Genomic DNA, 21,932 nt, shown 5'->3' with positions numbered 1-21,932 from the left:
GGCCCGCTACGCCCGGCTCCGCCGCCCTTGCGACCATCGCTGACTCAACGGCGATGGCCCGCTACGCCCGGCTCCGCCGTTCTTGCGACCATCGCTAGCCGGTGTGGATGCGCCATCCGGCGGCATCGTGCTGTTGCCGCCAGAATTCGTCGAAACGCCCGCCGGCGGACTGCAATTCCTCGATCGTGCCGTCCTCGATGATCCGGCCGTCGTCGAGGAACAGCACCCGGTCGGCTTGGGCGATGCTGGCCAGCCGGTGCGCGACGATCACTCGGGTGCGCGGGCGCAGTTCGGCGCCGAGCGCATCGACGACCGCGGCCTCGTTCTCGGTGTCCAGGGCACTGGTCGCTTCGTCGACCAGCAGCACCGGGGCGGGCTTGAGCAGGGCGCGCGCGATGCTGACCCGTTGACGCTCGCCGCCGGACAGTGCCCCGCCGGCCTCTCCGACTTTTGTGTCGGCACCGTCGGGCAATCTGGCGATCAGCTCGTCAACCCGGGCGAGCTCGGCAACCCGACCAAAGGCCTCCTGATCGGCTTCGGGGTCTCCGACCAGGACGTTGTCGCGGATCGTGCCGTCCAGCAGGTAGGGATGCTGGAACACCATGGTGCTTGCCGCTCGGCGTGACACCGCGTCGAGTTCGGCGGTGTCGACTCCGTCCAGTAAGACCCGCCCGCCAGTCGGTTCGTGCAGGCCGGCGATCAGGGCCAGGATGGTGCTCTTGCCCGACCCGGATGGCCCGACGATAGCGGTCGTGGTGCCCGGCTCCAGTGTGAAACTGACCCGGTCCAGCACCGGCTCGCCGGCCGGCTCATAGCCGAAGGTGACGTTGTCGAACTCGATCCGGGGAGCCCCGGCACCAGCGGGCAGCTCACCATCGCCGACCTGCAGCGCCGGGGCGGTCAGCACGGCCCGGATTCGCTCCAGGCTGGCCCGCGTCGATTCCAGTGCCGGTCCCAGCTCGCTAATGGTAGTGAACGGTTCCAGGTAGCGGGCGATCACGACGATCAGCGCGATGGCTTCCGGAACGCCCAGGGTGCCGCGCACGGTCAGCACGGTGGTGGCGCCGGCGAGCAGGATCAGCGCACCCTGGCTGGCCAGGCTGAACAACAGCTGGCCGGGAATCTGCATGAGCAGCAGCCGCATTGCCGCGCCGTGCTGGGCAGTCAGGGCCGCACCGACGGTGCTGCGTTCCGGTTCGACCCGTCGCGCCGCGCGCAGTGCCTGCTGGGTGCGGGCGAACTCGATGATGCGCTCGGTCAGCGCGGTGTTGGCTTCCCCGGCGGCGACGTCGGCGAGGGCACTGAGCCGGTTGGCCGCCCACAGCGCCCCCAGCAGCAGCGGCACGCCGCCCAGGGCGGCCAGACCCAGCTGCCAGGAGACGCCGAGCAGCGCCACCGCGATCGCCGGCGGCAGCAGGATGGCGCTGATCAGCGGGGTCAGCAGGTTGACCACGAGACTGACCAGCTCGGGGCCGGTGGCGGCGATCGCCTGCCGGGCGGTGGCGGTGTTGTCGGCGGTGAACCAGTCCAGCCGGACCGCCGGCAGCCGGTCGGCGACATCGTGCTGGGTGTGGTCGAGGACGGCGAACCCGACATCGAATCCGATTCGTGCGCACGCGAAGTCGATCAGCCAGCCGGCAATGGTCACCGCGGTCAGCCAGCCCAGCCAGCTCAGCGCACGGCTCGGGTTGTCGGAGAACAGCGCGGCCACCAGTGGGACGAGCAAAACGGTGCCCACCGCCCGCGCCACCACCGACAACAGCGTCAGCACGGTGTAGCCCACAAGCCGGCCGCGGCGGTCTCGCGGAATCAGCTGGATCAGGGTGCGGATCACGGTGTCGCCTCCGCTCCCACGCCGACCGCCCGGCGCCCGCTCTCCCACAGCTGCAGATAACGTCCCTCCGCCGCCAGCAGTTGGTCGTGGCGGCCTTGTTCGACGACGGCGCCGTGGTCGAGCACCACGATCTGATCCGCGCCGGTGACGGTGTGCAACCGGTGGGCGATGACCAACACGGTGCGGTCCTTGGTCAGCCGGTTCAGGGCTTGCTGCACCAGGTATTCCGATTCCGGGTCGGCGAAGGCGGTGGCCTCGTCGAGGATGAGCACCGGGGTGTCGGCGAGGATGGCACGAGCGATGGTGAGCCGTTGGCGTTCACCCCCGGAGAGCGCCGCGGCGGCGCCGAGCACCGTGTCGTAGCCGTTGGGCAGCCGCAGGATCCGGTCGTGGATCTGGGCTTGGCGCGCAGCATGGTGCACCTGCTCATCCGTCGCATCGGGCACGGCCAGCGCGATGTTGTCGCGGACGCTACCGTGAACCAGCTGAGTCTCTTGCAACACGAACCCGACACGACGATAGAGGTCGTCGGCAGACAACGACCGAATATCCTGTCCGTCAACGGTTATCGCGCCCTCCTGCACGTCATGGAAGCGAGCCAGCAAAGCGGCCAGCGTGGACTTGCCGGATCCCGACGGGCCGACCAGAGCGGTCACCGTGCCGGGCCGCAGCGTCAGCGACACATCGCGGATCACCGGCACACCGGGGCGGTAACCGAAGCTGACCGCTTCGAAGCGCACCGTCCCGGCCGGCTGCGGTGCCTCCGATGCCGCGGACGCATGCACACCGACCTCGAGTTCGGGTTCATCCAGCGCGATCTGCAGTCGCCGAGCCGCCAGCATGCCGCCGCGGATTCCGCCGACGCCCAGGCCGATACCCAACAGCCGGGCACCGAAGGTGGTGCCCAGCAATAGAAACGGCAGCAGGCTCACCGGGTCCATCCGGTCGAGAATGACAAGCGGGGTACCGGTCAGCATGATCAGCCACAGGAACGTCGACGGGCGGGTGACCAGATCCATCAGCGTCTTCTTGCCGATGAAGGGCCGCTGCCAATCCACCAGAAAGTTGATGTATTCGTCGAGGCGGCGGCGGAAGCTCGAGGCGGCCACCCCGCCGAACACCCGGATCACCGGCTGCCCCTCCAGGTAGGTACCGGCTTCGCCGTTCATCCGCTCGGCCCAGCGCTGCGCCTGACTGATCTTGGGACCCGACTGGGCCATCATCACCGACATCAGCACCAGGTAGATCAGCACCGGCACGAACAGCACGAGCGCCACCCGCCAGTCCACCGCGAACAGGTAGACCAGCACCGCGACCGGCGCCACAACCGCAGCGACCGCATCGGGGATGGCGTGGGTCACCAGATAGTGCAGCGACAGGGTGTCGTCGGCGACCAGTTGCTTGATCGATCCGGATCCGCGCGCGGTGAACCAGCCCAGCGGCAGCCGCGACAGTTTGCTCAGCAATCGAGTACGCAGCGCGCTGGCAAAGCGGGCGTCGACGACATGCAGCCACAGCGTCAGCCCAGCCCCCAGCAATGTGCCCAGGCCCAGCAACGAGAGTGCCGCGATCGCCAGCGTCCACAGCCGTGACTCGTCGGCGCCGGCAACCAACAGCCGGGCCAGCTCCACCAGCAGCACGAACGGGGCCAACTGCAGCAGTGTGATCAATGCCTGCAGGACACCGGAGATGATCAGCGGCACCCGCAGCGGACTAAGCAGCCGGCCCGCCGCCTGGGCACGCCACCTGCCGCGTGGTGTCGCCGCGGTGGCTGCGGGCGTCGCGGCTTCCGGTACGGCAGCAGGTACTGGTTGCTCGGCGGCCGGAGCCTCCGGCCCACGTTGGGTGCCCATGGCACGCCCGGCGGTCCAGTAGGCCTGCGCGTGGAGCTCAGATTTGGGAAACCCGAACTCGTCGCGCAGCCGGGTCCGCAGCGCCTTGAGCGTCGCGGCTTCGGGAGTGGCCCAGGCATACCAGTCCGACCAGTCGCGAGCCTCGATGGCTGCGGCCAGCGAACTCGCATCACGGCGGGGCACCCAGTGCACCCGCAGCCGGGGGTGCTCACGCAGCGGAATCAGCAGGTCCTCGTCATGGTGCTGTTCGAGGTAGAGCTCAATCGGTATCTCCGGCGCGACCGTCCCGATGATCCCGTTGATTCCCGGAATCGACGCCGAATCCCCCACCAGCAGGTAGCCGGCGGGCTGGGCGTCGGCCTCGGGCGCCTCGAAGCGCGAGGAGCCCATCAGCGATACCGCCGCGATGGTGGTTCCGGGTTCCACGGCGCGGGCCCAGCGGGTGGCCGGCCCGGCCGGTTCGTGCAGCACCATGTCGATCGCGAACCGCCCGGTAGCGACGTCACCCTCGGCGATGGTGTACGCGCGCTGGAATTCGGTGTCCGAGCCATCCGGGTCGGGGAACCAGAACCTCAGCCAGGCCGCGGGTTCGACACTCGCCTCGGTGAACAGGGTCGGTGAGTGCATCCAGATGCGGATGAAGTGCGGGGTGATCCAGCTGGTCTCGAGCACCGTTACGACGTGGTCCCGGGCGCCGAAGCCCCTCAGTATCGCGCCCTGCAAACCGCGCGCCATCAAGGTCCTTTCGCCGACGGTTACCCGCCCCGCGGGGTGGGGCCTGGCGCTCGCGCCGCCCAGCCCGACCGAGGTTACCCTATCCTCACTTTGACGGACAGGGCCTCCGGTAGGCTAACGGTTCGTTATGACTGATGCCGCCGCCATCCTGCACCGCGAGCTGACCGACATATCCGACGAGGTTCGCCGCGTCCCTGCTCCCCCGATCCCGGTACTGGCCGAGCCGTACGCGATCCGGGTGGCCGATCCGGATGCCGATGCGGAGATGGTGTCGGAGTGGATGAACCGGCCGCACCTGGCGGAAACATGGGAGTCCGCCTGGCCGCCGGAACGCTGGCATCGGTACCTGAGTGCCCAGGTGGCCGGCACCTTCACTCGGCCGCTCATCGTCAGCCGACACGGACGAGACTATGGCTATATCGAGTTGTACCGGGCCGCAAAAGATTCCATCGCCAAGTACTATGCCGCCGACCCGCACGATCTGGGCATGCACGGGGCCGTCGCCGATGCGGCGGTGGCCAATCGGGGCTTCGCGGCCATCCTGCTGCCGCGCGTCATGACAAGCGTGTTCGACCTCGAACCGCAGTGCCGGCGGATGATGTTCGAACCCGAGTACCGCAATACGGCGATGCGTCGGCTGGCCGAGTATGTGGGCGGTACCTTCCTCGGCGAACACGACATGGGTTATCGCACGATGGCGCTGTACGCGGTACTGCGCTACCCCGACGACGACCCGCTGTCGAACAGCTCGTCGTAGCCGTCATAGTCGGGACGCATCCCGGCGGCCACCAACTCCCAGAGCACTTCGTCGGTGCCGCCGCCGACCCGGGCCAGTTTCATGTCCCGCCACCAGCGCCCGATCGGTGTCTCGTCGACCAGGTAGCCCGAACCGCCGAAGATGTGCATGCATTCGGAGAACACTTCTTCACCGAGCCGGGCGGCGGTAACCTTCATGGCCGCGGCGGTTCGCAGATCGAGCCGCCCGTCGGCGGCGATGCCGTTGAGTGCGTGGCGAAGCAGATCGACACGGGCTTGCAGGTCGGCCACGCGCATCCGTAGCGCCTGGTGCTCGAACAGGGTGGCACCGAACTGTCGGCGGCGCATCATCCGAGCGTGCGTGAGCCCCAGCACCAGCTGGCACGACGCGGCGACCTGCCCGGCGATCGACATGCGTTCATGGGCCAGACCCCAGGAGATCGCGGCCAGGCCGGTGCCCGGGCGGGCGATCAGGGCATCAGCGGGCACCCAGGTGTCGATATCGACCGCGGCGGTGTCCAGCGGTCCGGCCCCCACCTTGCGGTAGGGCTCGTTGACCTGCACCTGGGACGTCGGAACCGCGATCACCATGACGTTGCCGTGGCGGCTGTGCTCGTCGTGGTCCACACCGCGCGCCACCACCACGATCTGATCTGCGATCGGCGACAGCGATACGAACTTCTTGCGGCCGCGGACTTCGAAACCGCCTCGCGCGGAACGGACTTCGGTCTCGACAATCTGCAGGTCGGAGCCTCCGGACTCCTCGGATGCCCCGATGCACAGCACCGCCTCGCCACGAATGGCCTGCTCGCAGATGTCCTTCAGGTACTCCGATCGCCCGAATCGACGCAGGATCGCGATCGCGGAGTCATGCAGGCTCACCCCGACACCGATCCCGGCCGATCTCAGCTGTCCCAGTTTGAACGCCAGCGCCACCAGCTTCGCGACGTCGGGATGCTGCTCGTTGGACCATTTGCCGGCGAACACGCCGGTGCGGCCCAAGTGCTCGATCAGTTCACGTGGAAACCGTTCGGTGACTTCGGCTTCCGCAGTCCAGTCGACAACTCGCTGATCGAACACCTCATCCAGCAAGGCGCGATAAGTCGCGATGTCGGGCCCGGCGGTCACGTCGGTCACTTCATAACCTCCAGGCTCCGTTTGACTTCCAGCCGCCGCAGCTTCCCCGACGATGTCCGCGGCAGCGAGCCCGGCGCCAGGAACACCACATCTGCGGGCACCACCCCGCACTGCGATGCCACCCGGGAGATCAGGTCGGCACGCGCACCGGCCTCGTCGCGGCCGCGGAACTCCGCAGCGATCACCAGTCCCGCGCGGATCCCATCGGTGCCGACCGCCACCACCGCGCCATCGCGGACACCGCGCACCTCGGCGGCCACGCGCTCGATCTCGGTGGGAAACACATTGCGTCCGGCGATCGAGATGATCTCTTTGGCACGACCGCAGACCACCAGTCCGGCGTCGGTGAAGTAGCCGAGGTCGCCGGTGGCGAACCACCCGTCCGGGTCCAACGGCGGCTGGTCCACATAGCCCGACATCATCGACGTTCCGCGGATCTCGATCTCACCGACCTCGCGCTGCGACAGCTCCTCGTGAGGTTCGGCTGCCGGACCGATTCGGACCTGCATCCCGGGAATCGGTTCGCCGAGCACCGCATGTCTGCGCACCGCTGGGGTGTCATCGCTTGCCGCGCCGACGATTTCGTCGTACTGCAGGCCGGTCCCTGGCCGTGGTGCGGTCACCGCGCAGGTGGCTTCGGCCAGGCCGTACGACGGCATGAGAGCACCGGGATCGAGGCCGTATCTGCTGAGTTCGGCGGCGAATCGTTCCAGTCCGGCGCAGTCGACCGGCTCGCCTCCGTTGATCGCCACCCGTAGCCGGCCCAGGTCCACTTCGGGCACCCGACGGGCATACTTGCCGATCACGCCGTACGCGAAGTTGGGTGCGGCAGTCAAGGTTGCCCCGCTGTCGTGCAGCCAGCTCAGCCAGCGAAACGGCGAAGCAGCGAACGCCGCGGTGGGCGCCAGCCACAGCGGGGAGCCGGTCAACGCCGCGCTGAGCAGGAAGGTCAGCCCCATGTCGTGGTAGAGCGGCAGCCAACTGCAGCCGACGTCGGTCGCTGAGTCGACGCTGAGGTGCTCGGCCAGGCCGGAGACGTTGGCCAGCACCGCTGCCGGTGACAGCTGGGCGGTGCGGGGGGTGCCGGTGGAGCCGGCGGTGCCCTGCAGTACTGCCGGCACATCCGGTGCGGCGGTCACCGCGTTGAAGGCCGCCGAAGGCTCGGTGGCCGCGGCGGTGACGTCGTGCACGGTGATGGCGGCGCCGGGATCGTCCAGCAGCTGCCGGGGCCCGCCGTGAGTGAAGACGGTGTCGACACCGATACCGCTGAACCGGTTTCGAGTCGCCTGGGCCCACTGCTGCGGGTCGGAGCCGCGGACCGGCCCGGGCAGGATCGACACACTGCGCCCGGCCAGCCAGGCGCCCTGGATCGCGGCGACCAGTTCGACGGTCGGCTCCCCAACCAGGCCGACCGCGCCGTCGCGGCCGGTGTCGAGAATCCTCGACGCCACCCCCTGGGCGCGGGCGTGCACCTGGGCCCACGGGTGACGCTGCCAGCTGCCACTGGCCTGGTCAAAGACCACCAGGTCCCCGTCCGAGGCGGTCATCGCCCTGGTCAGGGCGCTTGCCAGCGCACTCACGCGTCGGCGGGGGCTTTCGCCCGGATGGCGGCCTCGAGGTCTCCGACGGTGTCGCAGGTCAGCAGATCTTCCTCAGACAGGGCCACGCCCAACCGATCCTCGATGGCGACCATGCCGATCGCGAAAGCCACCGAATCAAGGCCGACCTCATCGACCAGCCGCGACTCCGCCGTCACCTTGGTCAGGTCGACATTCAGATCATCGCGGAGGATCTCCCGCAGCGCGACGCTGACGGCATCGGATGGCGAGGCACTCATGCCGAGGGACGCTACACCACCGTTGAAAGTAAGGTTAGCTTACCCTAGTTTGTGACGGTCCCCACATAGTTAGGTTAGGCTTGCCTAGCGAATAAAGATGTGGTTAACGTAAGCGGGCATTTACAAATACACAGGTACCTCATGCCAGGTTGAGGTCACGATAAGGAGAAGCAATGCAGCTCGCTCTCGTCGCCGGTTCGGCGGACCGCGGCACCGAATCTTACGCCCGAACCACCGGGCTCTTGGCGGCCGGCATCGCACTGGCCGGCGCCGGCATGCTCGCCGTCAGCCCGGTCAGCCCGCTGGCTCCTGCGGTCACCCACCAGCCCGCCGTGGAGCTCACCGCGACCACGGCGGAGAACCTCGACTACATCATGGACCTGCTCAATGGTCCGAACCCGATCGCTACGGCATTGGGCGAGCTGAGCAGCTACTACGGCGAGGTCACCCAGAACAGCCTCGACGGGGTGCAGGCCGGCCTCGAGATCATGTGGTCCGGCGGCGGCCGAGTCCTCGGGCTGGAGAACATGATCCCGCAGGCGCTCGAGGCCTTCCAGAACGGCGACTTCACCGAGGTCTGGAACCTGATCAACAACGACTGGCTGTACAACATGAACAACATCTTCCAGCCGCTCTTCGACCACGTCCCGCGCGGCGAGGACTTCGAGGTCCCCGGCGTGATGGGCATCGGCGCCGACATGACCCATGTTCTGGGGAACCTGCAGGAGCTCTTCGGCGACTTCAGCTTCTGGAAGTCCACCGCCAAGTACCTGATGGAACCGCTCACCGGTTTCGCATTCGCGTTGTCGGAGAACCTGACCGGCGTGCCCGACGGCGTGGCACACGTGGCACAGGACCCGTTCGACGCATTGCTCAACGGTTACATCACCTGGGATTCGGACACCGGCGAAGACACCGGCCAGTGGTGGGGACTACTCACCGAGCAGGGCACCTTCTCCTACTTCCTCGACGTGCTGCCCAGCCGGATCGCCGAAGCGCTGACCGCGAACCTGCCGGTAGACGACGTGGTGGACCCTGACGTCGGCGCCTCGCTGGCAGACCCCAGCCTGTTCGACCTGGACTGGCTGACCGGCCTGTTCAACTAACTGCACACCGCCTGCGCACACACGCAGGTACCGCCTCCTGCGCGAGCGTGCGCGTCTGCGATAGACACGCCGATGTTTACCGCGAAAGCACGCACGCTCGCGCAGTGCGGATGCCGGGCTCGGGTAGCAGCTACCCGGGCCCGGCTCATTACATTGCCGGCCGTCGGCCGTTACCGGCCGGCTCGGCTGAATTCCCCACCATCACCCGTTGGCCGAACCTGCATCGAGTGCCACCATCACGTCGGCCTCCGACATCGCCGCGACTTCGAGATACGCCTCGGCAACCGACTCCATTCGGCCGGCGTCACTTTCCCGGCCGGTGAGTACCTCTGCCAGCGCGGCAACCGTGCGGGCAGCGAACATGTCTGACACCATCGTCCGCGACGAATCGAGCCACACCCGGATCTCGGCCACGACCTTCGTTGCGAGGACCGAATCACCGCCGAGCGAAAAGAAGTCGTCGTGAACATCCACGGCGTCACCGTCACAGCCCAAGACCCCCGCGACGATATGGCACAGCGCCCGCTCCAAGGTCGATCGCGGCCCGGTGACAGATCCCGTCGCGCCGCCGAGTTGGCCGAACTCCTGGTCAAGCCGGCTGGCAACGGCCGCACGGTCGATCTTGCCGGCATCGGTGAACGGGATCCGATCCACCGGCGAGATCCAACGCGGAATCATGTGCGCGGGAACGAGATCGATCAGCGCATCGCGAATCCGGCCTGCCGTCAAACCCGAATCTTCGTCCACGCGGACCAGCGCCGCGAGCCCGTCTGAGCCACCGGGGGCAGGCAGGACCGCAGCCACCGCGGCATGTACGCCGGGAATTCTTCCCAGCGCGGCCTCAACCTCACCGAGTTCGACGCGGTAACCGCTGATCTTGATGCGGTGATCAGCGCGGCCGACGAATTCCAGCGTGCCGTCCGGCCAGTACCTGGCGAGGTCCCCGGTTCGGTACCAGCTGCGCGTCACACCGTGCAGTGGATACTCGACGAAGCGCTCCCCGGTGAGGTCGGGGCGACCGCGGTAGCCGCGGGCGATGCCGCGTCCGGTCACCCAGAGTTCGCCGATCACCCAATCCGGGCAATCGCTGCCGCTTTCGCTGACCACCCGGCAAGCCATGTTCGGCAGCGGCACACCGTAGGGCACCGAGCTGCCGTTCGCCAGTAGCCCCGCCGCCTCGTCAACCTCGAAAATAGTGGCGTGCACCGCCGTTTCGGTGGCGCCACCCAACCCCGCGAAGCGGGCTCGGGGGGCCTGCAGCAGCAGCCGGCGGGCCAACTCCGGGCGCACCCAGTCTCCGCCGACGGCCACGGCCCGCAGCGACGACAACCGTCCCTCACCGACCGCGAGCAGCATCTCGAGCCAGCCGGGCATGAAGTTGAGAGCGGTGACCTGGTGCGCCTGGATCAGGCTGGCCCAGGCGTCGGGGTCACGGCGCTGGTCTTCGTCGACCACGACGATCGCCCCACCCGCACGCAGGTTGGCGAAGATGTCCGGCACCGACATGTCGGACTCCAACGTCGCCAGCGACAGCCAGCGGTCGCCGGCACCGATGTCGAAATGCCGGAGCAGAAACTCGACGGTGTTCATCACCGCGTCGTGCGTGAGCTCCACGCCCTTGGGCTCTCCAGTGGAGCCCGAAGTGAACAGAACGTAGGCCGGCGCTTCGGGATCGCTTGCGACAGAAATCGATTCATCCGGATTCGTCGGGCCGGAAAGCAGCTCGGCTAGCCGGAGCGCGGGCACCGACGACGGTGTCTGCTGCGCGCCGGACAATAACGCCAGGCGGACGGATCCGGTCTGCAGTAGACGTTCCACCCGCTCACGGGGCTGGTCGGCACCGATGGGCAGATACACCGCCCCCGCGGCCAGGATCCCCAGCACGGCCGGCAGCTGCTCGGCGTTCTTCGGTCCCAGCACCGCGATCGTGTCACCGCCCTGCACCCCCTCGGCACGCAGGGCGGCGGTTACCGCCAGTGCCTGATCACGCAACTGCCGGTAGCTCAGATCGCCGGAACGGGCGAAGACCGCTGGAGCATCGGGTTGGCGCTCTGCCTGCCGGAAGAACCCGGTGTGCAGCGCCTCGCCGCTGGAGTCGGCGACGGTGCTGTTCACCGCCGCCCGCACAACCCGCTGGGATTCGGGGACCTCCGGTGGATCGGGCGCGGTCCAGGCGTCGGGGTCGGCAAGCCGGTGCAGTTCATCGAGTTGGTGACCGAACATGGCATCGACGACACCGGGCTGGAACGCCTCCTCACGGACGTCCCAGTTCACCAGCAGGCCGCCGCCCAGCGGTGTCACCTGAGCATCCAGCAACACCTGCGGCCCCTGGGAGATCGTCCACACCGGCGCGCCGAACAGCTCGGTCACCTCACCACCGAACAGATCACCCAGACCGAGTCCACTGGTGAATACGAACGGGGCCAGCGTCTGGACACCGCGGTGGCGGCTCAGCTCGCGCAGCACCGACAGCCCGGAATAGCCGCGGTGGCGCGCGCTGGAGTGCAGCGCCTCCTGTACTGCGACCGCCCGCGACAACGGCGAGTGCGCCTGCGTCAGATCGACATCGAGCATCAACGACGACGTGAAGTCGCCGACCAGCATGTCTACCTGCGGGTGGAACGGCTCACGGCCGAACATCGGCAGGTTCAGCAAAAACCGACGGCTGGTGGACCATCGGGCCAAGGTCCCGGCATAAGACGCCGCGAACGCCATCGCCGGCGTGACGCCGTGGCTGCGGGCCGCAGCGAACAGTGCCTCGCGGGCTGCTGCGTCGAACCAGTGCCAACGCCGAACGCTGCGTCGGGGATTCGACTGCTCAGATGTCGGGACGAGCGGCAACGACGGCGGGCCGGGCAGATTCGGTATCCGTTCGCTCCACCAGGGCTGGTCCTCAGCCGACCGTGCCGCCTCCAGCGGGGCCATGGCGGCGCGATACTCCCGATAGGTGTAGTCCAGCGGCGGCGGGGTTCCACCTGCGTACAGCACCGCCAGGTCGGACATGAATCGGCGGTAACTCACGGCATCACCCGCCTGCATGTCCAGATCGACATGCAGTCGCGTTCGCCCGCCCGGCAGCAGAGACAGGCTCAGCTCAAGCACCTCGCCGTCGAGCAGCTGGTGAGACTTGGCCTCGCGCGTCGCAAGCAGCTGCTGCTCGACGGCCTCGGCGTCCAGGGCGCGCAGGTCACTGATCTTGACCGGCAGCTCACGGTCTCCGATGCGTTGGGTGCCGTCGGTCATGATCTCGACCCGCAACATCGGGTGGCGGGCGGCCAGTTCGGCAGCCGCCGCGGCCAGACGCTCGGGATCGACGCCGGCACCGTCGAATTCGACGTACAGGTGCGCGGCTACCCCACCGAGTTGCTGCTGATGGTTTCGACCCACCCAGTAGGCGTGTTGCAGCGGCGCAAGGGGAAACGGCGCTGCGGGGTCGCCGTGGTCCGCGGACGAGGCGCCGGTCTCCGGCGCGGCGTCGAGCGCGTCGGCCCCCGGAGCGTGCGCGGCAACCAGGTCCGACCACGCCCGAACGGTGGGATCGGCCGCCAGGGTCGCGAAATCGACGTCGATCCCCCGTTTTCGCCAGCGGCCCGACAACGACATCATTCGGATCGAATCCAGGCCCGACGCGATCAGGTCCTGCGCCGGATCAATGGTGTCTGGACTCACGCCAAGCAGTTCGGCGACCTCGTCACGGACCGACTGCGAAGGTGTCGCACCACCGCGCACGACGTCTCCTTAAGTTAGTATAGGATGGCCTAACTTTACGAAGGCTATCTCATGGGGGTCGGTCGCACACCACCATGATTGACCGAGGGGTGGTTCGACTGGATGAGCGCTGTGCTCCAGCCCGAACCCGACGGACTCCTCGCCGGCTTCGTGCCCTTCCCGGCTGACCGCGCCACCGAGTATCGACAAGCGGGTTACTGGACCGGACGCACCTTGGACTCGATCCTCACCGAGGCGGCGGCCACGTGGCCACAGCGGCCTGCGGTCATCGATTCGGCCCGCAGCTATTCCTTTGCCGAACTCGATTCGGCTGCCGACCGATTCGCGGCAGGCCTGGCGCGGCTCGGCATCGCTGCGGACGACCGCGTCCTGCTTCAGCTGCCGAACTCGACACAGTTCGCGCTGGCGTTTTTCGGCATACTGCGGGCCGGCGCCGTGCCGGTGATGTGCTTGCCGGGCCACCGTGCCGCCGAGCTCGGCCATTTCGCCGACGTGAGTGACGCGGTGGCTCTGATAATCGCCGACCGTGCAGGCGGTTTCGATTACCGCGAACTTGCCGCGCGCGTCACCGAAAGCCGCCCCAGGCTGCAGCACGTCATCGTCGATGGAGATCCCGGACCGTTCACGGCGTGGTCGACAGTTGCCCAATGCGCCGGTCCGGCCCTTCAGCGCGTCGATGTCGACACCACCACGCCCGCTCTGCTGCTGGTATCGGGTGGCACGACCGGCATGCCCAAGCTCATTCCCCGCACCCATGACGACTACGTCTACAACACGACCGCCTGCGCTCAGGCGTGCGAACTGACCGGCGACGACGTCTACCTGGTGGCGCTTCCCGCCGGTCATAACTTTCCGCTGGGATGCCCGGGAATGTTGGGCGCGATGTCGGTGGGCGCCGCCACGGTGTTCACCGCCGACCCCAGCCCCGAAGCCGCTTTTGCGCTGATCCACCGGCACGGCGTGACCGCCACCGCGCTGGTCAACGCCCTGGCGAAGCTGTGGGCTCAGGCCTGCGATTGGGAGCCGAACCCGCCGACAGCGCTGCGATTGCTGCAAGTGGGTGGATCACGGATGGCGCCCGACGAAGCCCGCTATCTCCGGGAGACCCTGGGGCCGGGGCTGCAGCAGATTTTCGGAATGGCCGAGGGAATGCTGAATTTCACTCGCCCCGGCGACCCCGCCGAGGTCGTCGAGCAGACGCAGGGCCGGCCGATGTCACCACACGACGAACTGCGCGTCGTCGACGACAACGGCCAGGACGTGGCGCCGGGTGAGGAAGGCGAACTGCTGGTGCGCGGGCCGTACACGCTCAACGGCTACTACCGAGCGGATCAGGCCAATGCGCGATCGTTCAGCCCCGATGGATTCTTCCGGACCGGAGACCAGGTGCGTATCTTCGCCGACGGTCCGCTCGCCGGCAATGTGGAAGTCACCGGGCGGATCAAGGACGTGATTCACCGTGGCGGTGAGACAGTTTCGGCGTCTGACATCGAGGAGCACATCCTTACCCACCCGGCTGTCTCGGCTGCCGCCGCGATTGCGCTACCGGACGAGTTTCTGGGTGAAAAGATCTGCGCTGCAGTGACCTTCAAGAGCGAGCAGATCGGCCTCGCCGAACTCAACCGCTACCTGGACGAGCGCGGCGTCTCTGCCCATTCTCGCCCGGACATGCTCGTTGCGATGCCCTCGCTGCCCATCACCGCCGTCGGGAAGGTCGACAAGAAGCAGATCGTCGCCCAGGTGGGCAGCAGATGACGACTCGCGGCATCCACCAGCACGCCGTCCCCTCCGACGACACTGCCGAACCTATCGCCATCATCGGCATCGGATGCCGACTGGCCGGTGATATCGCCACACCGGCGGACTTCTGGCGGTTTCTGCTCGACGGTCGCAGTGCGGTTCGGCAGGTACCTGCCGAACGCTGGGAGCCGTATCTGCGGCGTGACCCGCGAAACGCCGCGGTGCTGCGGGACACCACACCGTGGGGCACCTTCTTAGACGATCTTGCCGGCTTCGACGCGGAGTTCTTCGGCGTCTCGCCGCGCGAGGCCGAACTGATGGATCCGCAGCAGCGTCTCGTACTCGAAGTGTGCTGGGAGGCAATCGAGCACGCCGGTATCGCACCCCGGTCGTTGGCGGGCAGCGACACCGCGGTGTTGATGGGGGTCAACGCCGACGACTACGGCAAGTTGATCATGGAAGACCTGCCCGGCATCGAGGCCTGGGCCGGCATCGGAACAGCACTGTGCGGAGTCGCCAACCGGGTCTCACACCTACTTGATCTTCGTGGTCCCAGTGTCGCCCTCGACGCGGCGTGCGCCGCATCGTTGGTGGCGGTACATCAAGCGTGTCAGCAATTACGTACCGGCGAAACGTCACTCGCGCTGGCTGGCGGCGTGAGCGCGCTGATCGGGCCCGGTTTGACCCGGGTGCTCGATCAGGCTGGCGCCACCGCACCTGACGGTCGGTCCAAAACGTTCGACATGGCGGCCGACGGCTACGGCCGCGGAGAGGGCGCGGCAGTGGTGGTCCTCAAGCGTCTCGGCGACGCCAGACGGGACGGCAACCCGGTGCTGGCCGTGGTCCGTGGTGGCGCGGTCGCCCATGACGGCAACACGCCGGGCATCATGTCGCCCAACGGTAGGGCCCAGGAAGATCTGTTCCGGCTTGCCTGCGCGTCCGCCGAGATCGAGCCCACCAGCGTTGACTTCGTCGAGGCGCACGGGACCGGTACACCGGTCGGCGATCGGGTCGAACTGGCCGCTCTCGCTGCGGTATACGGCGCCGGACGCTCCTCGACCGCACCGTGCCTGGTCGGATCGGTGAAGCCCAATACGGGTCACCTCGAAGGCGGAGCGGGGGTGGTCGGCCTCATCAAGGCGGCACTGGCGCTCCATCAGGAGGCAATCCCGCCGACAGCCGGGATCAGCAAACTCACCACGGCCATCGACTGGGCGGACAGCGGCCTGCGGGTCGCCACCGAGGTCGAGGCCTGGCCCCGACAGCAGCACAGACGGCGCCGCGCCGCGGTGTGCAGTTACGGCTATGGGGGCACCATCGCCCACATCGTCCTGGAAGAAGCGCCGCCGGGGCCCGCCGAGCACCCCGGGCCGGTCCCGGCGCCCGCTGCCGGGCCGGTCGTCGTTCCGATCTCCGCGCGCACGCACGCCCGATTGGCTCGCCAGGCCGATGCATTGGCCGGCCACCTGCGAGCCCGCGACTGCTCCGTGGAACAGGTGGCGGCGACACTGTGGACCCGGCGTTCGCACGACCGGATCCGCGCGGCCGTGCTCGCCGACAACTGCGACGAGCTGGTGGCCGGTCTGGATTCGCTGGCGAACGACGCCCAACAACCTGCCGTGGTCACCGGTGCCGTGGTACCCGGCGCCTCGGATGGCGCCGTCTGGGTTTTCTCCGGGCACGGATCGCACTGGGAGGGCATGGGCAGCGAACTGCTGACAAATGAGCCCGCCTTCGCCGCCGTCATCGACGAAATCGATCCGGTATTTCAAGCGGAGTTGGGATTCTCCGCCCGCGAAGCGCTGAGCACCGGAGACCTGGGCGCCACCGACCGGGTGCAGGCGTTGACCTTCGCGATTCAAGCCGGCCTCGCCGCATTGTTGGCCGAGCGCGGCGTCACTCCGGCAGCCATCATCGGTCATTCGGTCGGCGAGGTCGCCGCATGCGTGGCAGCCGGTGTTCTCGACTTGGCGCAGGGAGCCAAAGTGGCGTGCTACCGGGCCCGCGGTTTCCGCAGGGTCGCCGGACACGGCGCGATGGCGCTGGTGGGACTCTCACTCGAGGAGGCACAACGGCGCCTGTGCCAGCGAAGCGACGTGGTGGCGGCGATCAGCGCCACACCTGAGTCCGCGGTGGTCTCCGGCACCGTCGAGGCAATCGATCAGATCTGCCAACGCTGTTCGGACGACGGCATTTCGGCGCGTCGGGTGAACACCGACGTGGCCTTCCACAGCCCGCAGATGGACGCACTTACCCACGACCTTGCCCGGCTTACCGCAGGACTCCCGCCGGCAGACGAACCCTCCGTCCCGCTGTACACGACCGCGCTGGACGATCCCCGCTCAACGGCGCCCCGCGACTCGCGCTATTGGGTGGCCAACCTACGGGGTCGAGTGCGATTCGCTGAGGCCGTTATCGCCGCGGCCGACGACGGGCACCGACTGTTTCTGGAGATATCAGCCCATCCGGTGGTCTCGCACTCGATTGCCGAAACGTTGTCACACCTCGGGATCGACGAGCACGGCGTGGTCCCCACCCTCCGGCGTCAACAGCCCGAGCTGCGCGCGGTCACCCGTGCGCTGGCTTCGCTGTACTGCCACGGGGCGTCGTTCCCGCACGGCGTCACGGCCACCTCGCCCTGGACCGACAACCTGCCGGTCACCCAATGGCAGCATCAGCACTTGTGGCGCACTCCGACTCCCCCACCGGCCGGCGGCGGGATTCACGACGTCGATACCCACACGCTCCTAGGCGGCCCAGTGGATATCACCGGCGCCGTTCCCACCCGCATGTGGCAGACCCGACTGGATATGTCCAACCGGCCCTATCCCGGCGATCATCCCGTACAGGGCACCGAGATCGTCCCCGCCGCCGTTCTACTGAACACGATGCTGAACGCCGCCACAACGGATTTGGCAGATGTGCGGCTACGCACGCCGGTCGCACCCGGACGGACCCGCGACATCCAGGTGGTGCTGCAGGAACACTGCCTGAGCCTGGCCTCACGCCTCGTGGAGCCAGACGACACGCCGGCCGGGGGCGGTTGGCTGACCCATTGCACGGCGGTTGCCGAGGTCAACAACGTCGTCGCAGCGCCGGCCTTCGAACTGCCGGTCGTGCAACGACGTTGCACGGAGGTGCTGCCTTCGACCCACGTCATCGACCTGCTGGAATCGCTCGGTGTCACCGCCATGGGATTCGAGTGGGAGATTCTGGAACTACGCTGCGGCGACGGCGAATTGCTGGCGCGGGTCAACGCCGAGCCGGACGGATCGACTCCGGCGACCTGGGCAGGACTTCTCGATGCCGCGACATCGACGGCGTCGGTCCTTTTCAGCGACCCGGGACGCCTCAAGATGCCCGCGCGTATTGAGCGGGTGGCGGTGTTCGGCCCGCCTTGCGGCGAGGCCGTGCTCCACGCGCGCCGCCGCGCAGCAGGAGCGATCACCGACGTCGTGATCACCGACCTTGCCGGCACGGTGCTGGTCGCGATGACCGGGTTGGCCTTCGAAGATCTCGAGCGGTCCGGAGCACGTGAATCCAGCCGCCTGGTACACAGATTGGCGTGGCACCCGACAGCGTGGCGTGACACCGATCGCCCCGAGCACGTCACCCTGATCGGCGGCACCGACGAAACGCGAGCATGGTGTACCCGCGATCTGGCCGCTGCCGGCGTGCCTACCCGCAGCGTCGCAGACCCTGCGGAACTAAGGTCTGGTGACGCAAGCTCTGGTTCCGGTGCGGTGGTCCTGGTATTGACCGAGCCGCGCGATGAGCCGAGGGTGTCCATCGACTTAGTCCTGCGGACACTGAAATGCCTGGTAGGACAGGGCTCTAAGGCACGGCTGTGGGTGCTGACCCGAAACGTGCATGAAGGCACCGATATCGAGCAGGCGCCGCTATGGGGTCTGTCCCGGGTGGCCGCCGCCGAACACCCCCAGCTCTGGGGCGGGGTCTTGGACCTGTTTGAGGAGCTGTCCGAGCCCCAGCTGCCCGTACCCGCGCTGAGTTCCCTGACCGGACACGGGGTGGTGGTGGTGCGTGACGGCATCGCCTACACCGCACGCCTGGCGCCCGCGACGTGCGTCGGTGAACCGATGCAGTGCTCGCCGGGCGGTACCTACCTGATCACCGGGGGTACCGGCGCCCTCGGACGGCAGATGGCCCACCGGTTGGTCGACCTCGGCGCCAGACGCCTTGTGCTCGTGTCGCGTTCGGGAATGCCGGACAGGGCACTAGCGGATGCCCCGGCGAACCCGGGGTTGGCGCAGACGGTCCGATCGCTGGAGGAACGCGGGGTATTCGTGCGAGTGGCCGCCGTCGACATCGGCGCAGCCGGGGCTGCGGCGGCCCTGCACCACGCGTTGAGGGATCTGCCGCCGGTACTCGGGGTAGTGCATGCCGCAGGTATCGAGACCGGCGCGCTGCTGACTGACACCACGCTTGCGCAGGTCGACGCTTCCATGCACGCAAAAGTCACCGGCGCACGGGTGCTTGATGAAATGTTCCCACCGGGGACGCTGAACTGGATGCTGCTGTTCTCGTCATGTGGTTACCTCACCGGCTTTCCGGGTCAGGGCGCCTACGCGTGCGGAAATGCGTTTCTCGATGCGTTCGCCCGGCAACGCCGCAAGCTGGGTGACCGAACCATCAGCGTCGCCTGGACGGCGTGGCGTGGTCTGGGGATGGGGTCGACCTCCGAGTACGTTGCCGCGCAGCTCGAGTCCATGGGCATGGAAACCGTCAGCGCCGACGATGCGATGTGGGCGCTGGACCTGGCGATGCGCGATGACCAAGCCAACGCTGTCGTACTGCCGGTCACGCCGCTCGCGGCGTCGGTAGCCATGCTTGCCGACATCGCCCCCGCCGAATCCGACGTCGCCGAATCGCGCGATCTGGTACAGGCGGGCTTGCCCGAGGATCCCGCCGAGGCCTCCGATTGGGTGGCGGAACGGGTATTCGCCGCGATAGCGGGCCAACTCGGTCTCCCCGAGGACGGCGTAGACCCCCACCTTCCGTTGATCGAAATGGGCGTCGACTCGATCATGACCGTCGCCGTGCGACGTCGATTGGAAAAGCAGATCGGGCTGACGCTGTCGCCGACGCTGCTGTGGGAGCATCCGACGGCGGCCGCGGTGACGAAAAAGATCCTCGAACTGCTCGCGTAGCCCTCGGCTGGCCCGGCATGCGGTGTCGCGACGGTACCGGCCCGTCAAGCCAGGGCAAGGAACAATTTTTCGAGTTCGTCCTCGGTGAGCGGGGCTTTTCCGCTGTCGGAGTCGCCGGTCAGGCATTCGCGAAGCCCACTGGCGACGATCTTGAAACCTGCCCGGTCCAGCGCGCGCGAAACCGCGGCAAGCTGCGTGACGACTTCCTTGCAGTCCCGGCCGCTTTCAATCATCGCGATCACGCCGGCCAGCTGGCCGTGGGCACGGCGCAGCCGGTTCAGCACCGCCTTGACGCTCTCGTCGTCACCAACCACGTCAGACCCCTTCCCGCATCACCCCCCTTTATACCCTGCCGGGTATCTCACCCGTCGATCTTGACCTTCGGCCTCCGAGTAGCCGGTCCGGGCCGTCGCGGATCGTGACGCTCACCGCTGCACCGCCGGCGCGGTGAGGTGTTACGGGCGTTCACGATTCGGTATCGGTCCTCACACAACGGTTGGCAAGTCGGGCGCCCGTATGGAATATGGAGACATGCTAAGCATTCGAAACTTCGTGGGAACGATGTTCGTAGCCGGCGCCGCTGCGGCGATCGCTGTCGCCCCGACCGGCCTGGTGCCGGCAGCTACGACCGATCAGACCGGTCAGACCGTAGCGGCCCAACCGCACGGTTCCGGTGGGCCCGACGGCAACGGCGGTGGCAGTGGCTGTGGACACGACGCCGGCTGGCAGGGCTGCGGCGGCTTCATCCCCGGTCAGGGCGGTTTCGGCCATGGCTGCTTCAACGGCATCTGCGGCAGCTGGGACGGCGGGCGCGGCTGGTTCAGCGGCTGACCTGTCGCTCCGCTGCGGCGGCTACCCCAGCAGCGAACGCACCACCGCATCGGCCAGCAGTCGCCCGCGGTCGGTGAGCACCAGCCGGTCGCCGTCGACGCACAGCAAGCCATCGTCGACGGCGGACTCGGCGCGTTCGCGCTCACCCGGATCCAGAACCGCCAGCGCCAGCCCCTCGCGCATGCGTAACCGCAACATCACCTCTTCGGTGTGCCGGTCGACCTCGGAGAGTTCCTCGAAGCCCGCGATCGGCAGCGTCATCTCGCCCAGGAGCTGCGCGTAGGCGTTGGGGTGCTTGACGTTCCAAAACCGCAGCGCGCCGTCGTAGCCGTGCGCCCCCGGGCCCGCACCCCACCATCGGCCGCCGTTCCAGTAGCCCAGATTGTGCCGGCAGGCCGCGCCGGGACGGGCCCAGTTCGACACCTCATACCAGTCCATCCCGCCCGCCCGAAGCCGGCTGTCGACCAGCTCGTAGCGATGCGCCATCACGTCGTTGTCTGGCAGGGGCAGTTCGCCGCGCCGCACCCGTCGGGCCAGCGCGGTGCCGTCCTCGACGATCAGGCTGTACGCCGAGACATGGTCGGCACCCGCCTCCAGCGCGGCGTCCACCGAGCGAAGCAGATCATCGTCGGACTCACCCGGGGTGCCGTAGATCAAGTCGATGTTGAGGTGTTGGAAGCCGGCTGCGCGCGCCTCGCGGGCAGCAGCAACCGGCCGGCCCGGCGAGTGGATGCGGTCCAGGGTGGCCAGTACCTGCGGCGCCACCGACTGCATCCCGAGCGACACCCGGGTATAGCCGGCAGCCAGGATCGACTCGAAGAACTCCGGCGACGTCGACTCCGGGTTGGCCTCGGTGGTGACCTCGGCGTCGTCGGAGAGCCCGAAATGCTCGCGCACATGATCGAGCACCGCCGCCAGCCGCGCTGAGCCCAGCAGCGAGGGCGTGCCGCCGCCGACGAACACGGTGTCGGCGCGTGGGCCGCCCAGCCGGGCGGCGGCCAGCTCCAGCTCCCTGGCCAGCGCCGCCACCCAGGCGTCGGGGTTGGCCCCGCCCAGTTCAGCCGGGGTGTAGGTGTTGAAGTCGCAGTACCCGCAGCGGGTGAAGCAGAACGGGACATGCACATACACCCCGAACGGGCTTTGCTGGTCAAACCGGGCCGGCGCCAGCTCGGGCAGCGCTACCGCGGTCGCGGTGGTCATAGGGCC

At 67.9% G+C, this 21,932-nt stretch carries 12 protein-coding genes and 1 pseudogene; 5 read left to right on the top strand and 8 right to left on the bottom strand.

Annotation, left to right across the window (positions count from 1 at the left end; all coding sequences use genetic code 11):
- Window positions 1-94 precede the first annotated feature (94 nt).
- Together DQP56_RS05860 and DQP56_RS05855 are read right to left on the bottom strand one after the other, a co-directional pair.
- Entirely contained in the window at window positions 95-1,834 is a 1,740-nt protein-coding gene (locus DQP56_RS05860; RefSeq protein ID WP_112684042.1) for an ABC transporter ATP-binding protein, read from the bottom strand.
- A complete protein-coding gene (locus DQP56_RS05855; RefSeq protein ID WP_112684022.1) occupies window positions 1,831-4,422 on the bottom strand; it encodes an ABC transporter ATP-binding protein/permease in 2,592 nt (863 codons plus the stop codon). The genes DQP56_RS05860 and DQP56_RS05855 overlap by 4 nt, the downstream gene beginning before the upstream one ends.
- Window positions 4,423-4,549: 127 nt before the next feature.
- Here DQP56_RS05855 and DQP56_RS05850 point away from each other — a divergent pair, with 127 nt between their 5' ends.
- On the top strand, window positions 4,550-5,179 hold the full coding sequence (locus DQP56_RS05850) for a GNAT family N-acetyltransferase (RefSeq protein ID WP_112684021.1): 630 nt from the start codon (window positions 4,550-4,552) through the stop codon (window positions 5,177-5,179).
- On the opposite strand, the gene mbtN is transcribed toward DQP56_RS05850, so the two are convergent.
- The 3 genes and pseudogenes from mbtN to DQP56_RS05835 all read right to left on the bottom strand — a co-directional run.
- Window positions 5,140-6,306, bottom strand: coding sequence for a mycobactin biosynthesis acyl-ACP dehydrogenase MbtN (gene mbtN / locus DQP56_RS05845; RefSeq protein ID WP_112684041.1), 1,167 nt, complete (start codon window positions 6,304-6,306; stop codon window positions 5,140-5,142). The two genes, DQP56_RS05850 and mbtN, sit on opposite strands and share 40 nt — an antisense overlap.
- Window positions 6,307-6,311: 5 nt before the next feature.
- Window positions 6,312-7,895 (bottom strand): long-chain-fatty acid--ACP ligase MbtM, encoded by a 1,584-nt coding sequence (gene mbtM, locus DQP56_RS05840; protein ID WP_112684020.1) that lies wholly within the window; start codon window positions 7,893-7,895, stop codon window positions 6,312-6,314.
- Window positions 7,892-8,158: pseudogene (locus DQP56_RS05835) on the bottom strand (acyl carrier protein); the annotation flags it as partial. The gene mbtM and the pseudogene DQP56_RS05835, both read right to left, overlap by 4 nt.
- Before the next feature lie 167 nt (window positions 8,159-8,325).
- On the opposite strand from DQP56_RS05835, the gene DQP56_RS05830 reads away from it, so the two are divergent.
- On the top strand, window positions 8,326-9,258 hold the full coding sequence (locus DQP56_RS05830) for a hypothetical protein (RefSeq protein WP_112684018.1): 933 nt from the start codon (window positions 8,326-8,328) through the stop codon (window positions 9,256-9,258).
- A gap of 201 nt (window positions 9,259-9,459) precedes the next feature.
- On the opposite strand, the gene DQP56_RS05825 is transcribed toward DQP56_RS05830, so the two are convergent.
- Window positions 9,460-12,987 carry a non-ribosomal peptide synthetase gene (locus DQP56_RS05825; protein WP_112684017.1) on the bottom strand — a complete coding sequence of 1,176 codons (3,528 nt, stop codon included), beginning with the start codon at window positions 12,985-12,987 and terminating at the stop codon, window positions 9,460-9,462.
- Window positions 12,988-13,089: 102 nt separating this feature from the next.
- Between DQP56_RS05825 and DQP56_RS05820 the strand changes: the two genes are divergently transcribed.
- Together DQP56_RS05820 and DQP56_RS05815 are read left to right on the top strand one after the other, a co-directional pair.
- On the top strand, window positions 13,090-14,742 hold the full coding sequence (locus tag DQP56_RS05820) for a (2,3-dihydroxybenzoyl)adenylate synthase (protein WP_112684040.1): 1,653 nt from the start codon (window positions 13,090-13,092) through the stop codon (window positions 14,740-14,742).
- Window positions 14,739-19,895 (top strand): type I polyketide synthase, encoded by a 5,157-nt coding sequence (locus tag DQP56_RS05815; protein WP_112684016.1) that lies wholly within the window; start codon window positions 14,739-14,741, stop codon window positions 19,893-19,895. Before DQP56_RS05820 ends, DQP56_RS05815 begins: the two co-directional genes overlap by 4 nt.
- 44 nt (window positions 19,896-19,939) lie before the next feature.
- Here DQP56_RS05815 and DQP56_RS05810 read toward each other — a convergent pair whose 3' ends face one another.
- Window positions 19,940-20,209, bottom strand: coding sequence for a metal-sensitive transcriptional regulator (locus DQP56_RS05810; RefSeq protein ID WP_112684015.1), 270 nt, complete (start codon window positions 20,207-20,209; stop codon window positions 19,940-19,942).
- 247 nt (window positions 20,210-20,456) lie between these two features.
- Between DQP56_RS05810 and DQP56_RS05805 the strand changes: the two genes are divergently transcribed.
- Window positions 20,457-20,726, top strand: coding sequence for a hypothetical protein (locus tag DQP56_RS05805; RefSeq protein ID WP_165824911.1), 270 nt, complete (start codon window positions 20,457-20,459; stop codon window positions 20,724-20,726).
- Between the two features lie 21 nt (window positions 20,727-20,747).
- On the opposite strand, the gene hemW is transcribed toward DQP56_RS05805, so the two are convergent.
- Entirely contained in the window at window positions 20,748-21,926 is a 1,179-nt protein-coding gene (gene hemW, locus DQP56_RS05800) for a radical SAM family heme chaperone HemW (RefSeq protein WP_112684014.1), read from the bottom strand.
- Window positions 21,927-21,932: the final 6 nt, after the last annotated feature.

Origin of the sequence: Mycolicibacter senuensis, assembly GCF_003284925.1 — a bacterium.
GTDB classification, from domain to species: domain Bacteria; phylum Actinomycetota; class Actinomycetes; order Mycobacteriales; family Mycobacteriaceae; genus Mycobacterium; species Mycobacterium algericum_A.
Note: the sequence above shows the minus strand (reverse complement) of the source record. Positions and strands in the feature narration are given on the sequence as shown.

Coding starts and splice junctions, on each gene's coding strand:
- DQP56_RS05855 (WP_112684022.1), bottom strand. CDS start 4,422: ATGGCGCGCGGTTTGCAGGGCGCGATACTGAGGGGCTTCGGCGCCCGG.
- DQP56_RS05850 (WP_112684021.1), top strand. CDS start 4,550: ATGACTGATGCCGCCGCCATCCTGCACCGCGAGCTGACCGACATATCC.
- DQP56_RS05830 (WP_112684018.1), top strand. CDS start 8,326: ATGCAGCTCGCTCTCGTCGCCGGTTCGGCGGACCGCGGCACCGAATCT.
- DQP56_RS05820 (WP_112684040.1), top strand. CDS start 13,090: ATGAGCGCTGTGCTCCAGCCCGAACCCGACGGACTCCTCGCCGGCTTC.
- DQP56_RS05815 (WP_112684016.1), top strand. CDS start 14,739: ATGACGACTCGCGGCATCCACCAGCACGCCGTCCCCTCCGACGACACT.
- DQP56_RS05805 (WP_165824911.1), top strand. CDS start 20,457: ATGTTCGTAGCCGGCGCCGCTGCGGCGATCGCTGTCGCCCCGACCGGC.
- hemW (WP_112684014.1), bottom strand. CDS start 21,926: ATGACCACCGCGACCGCGGTAGCGCTGCCCGAGCTGGCGCCGGCCCGG.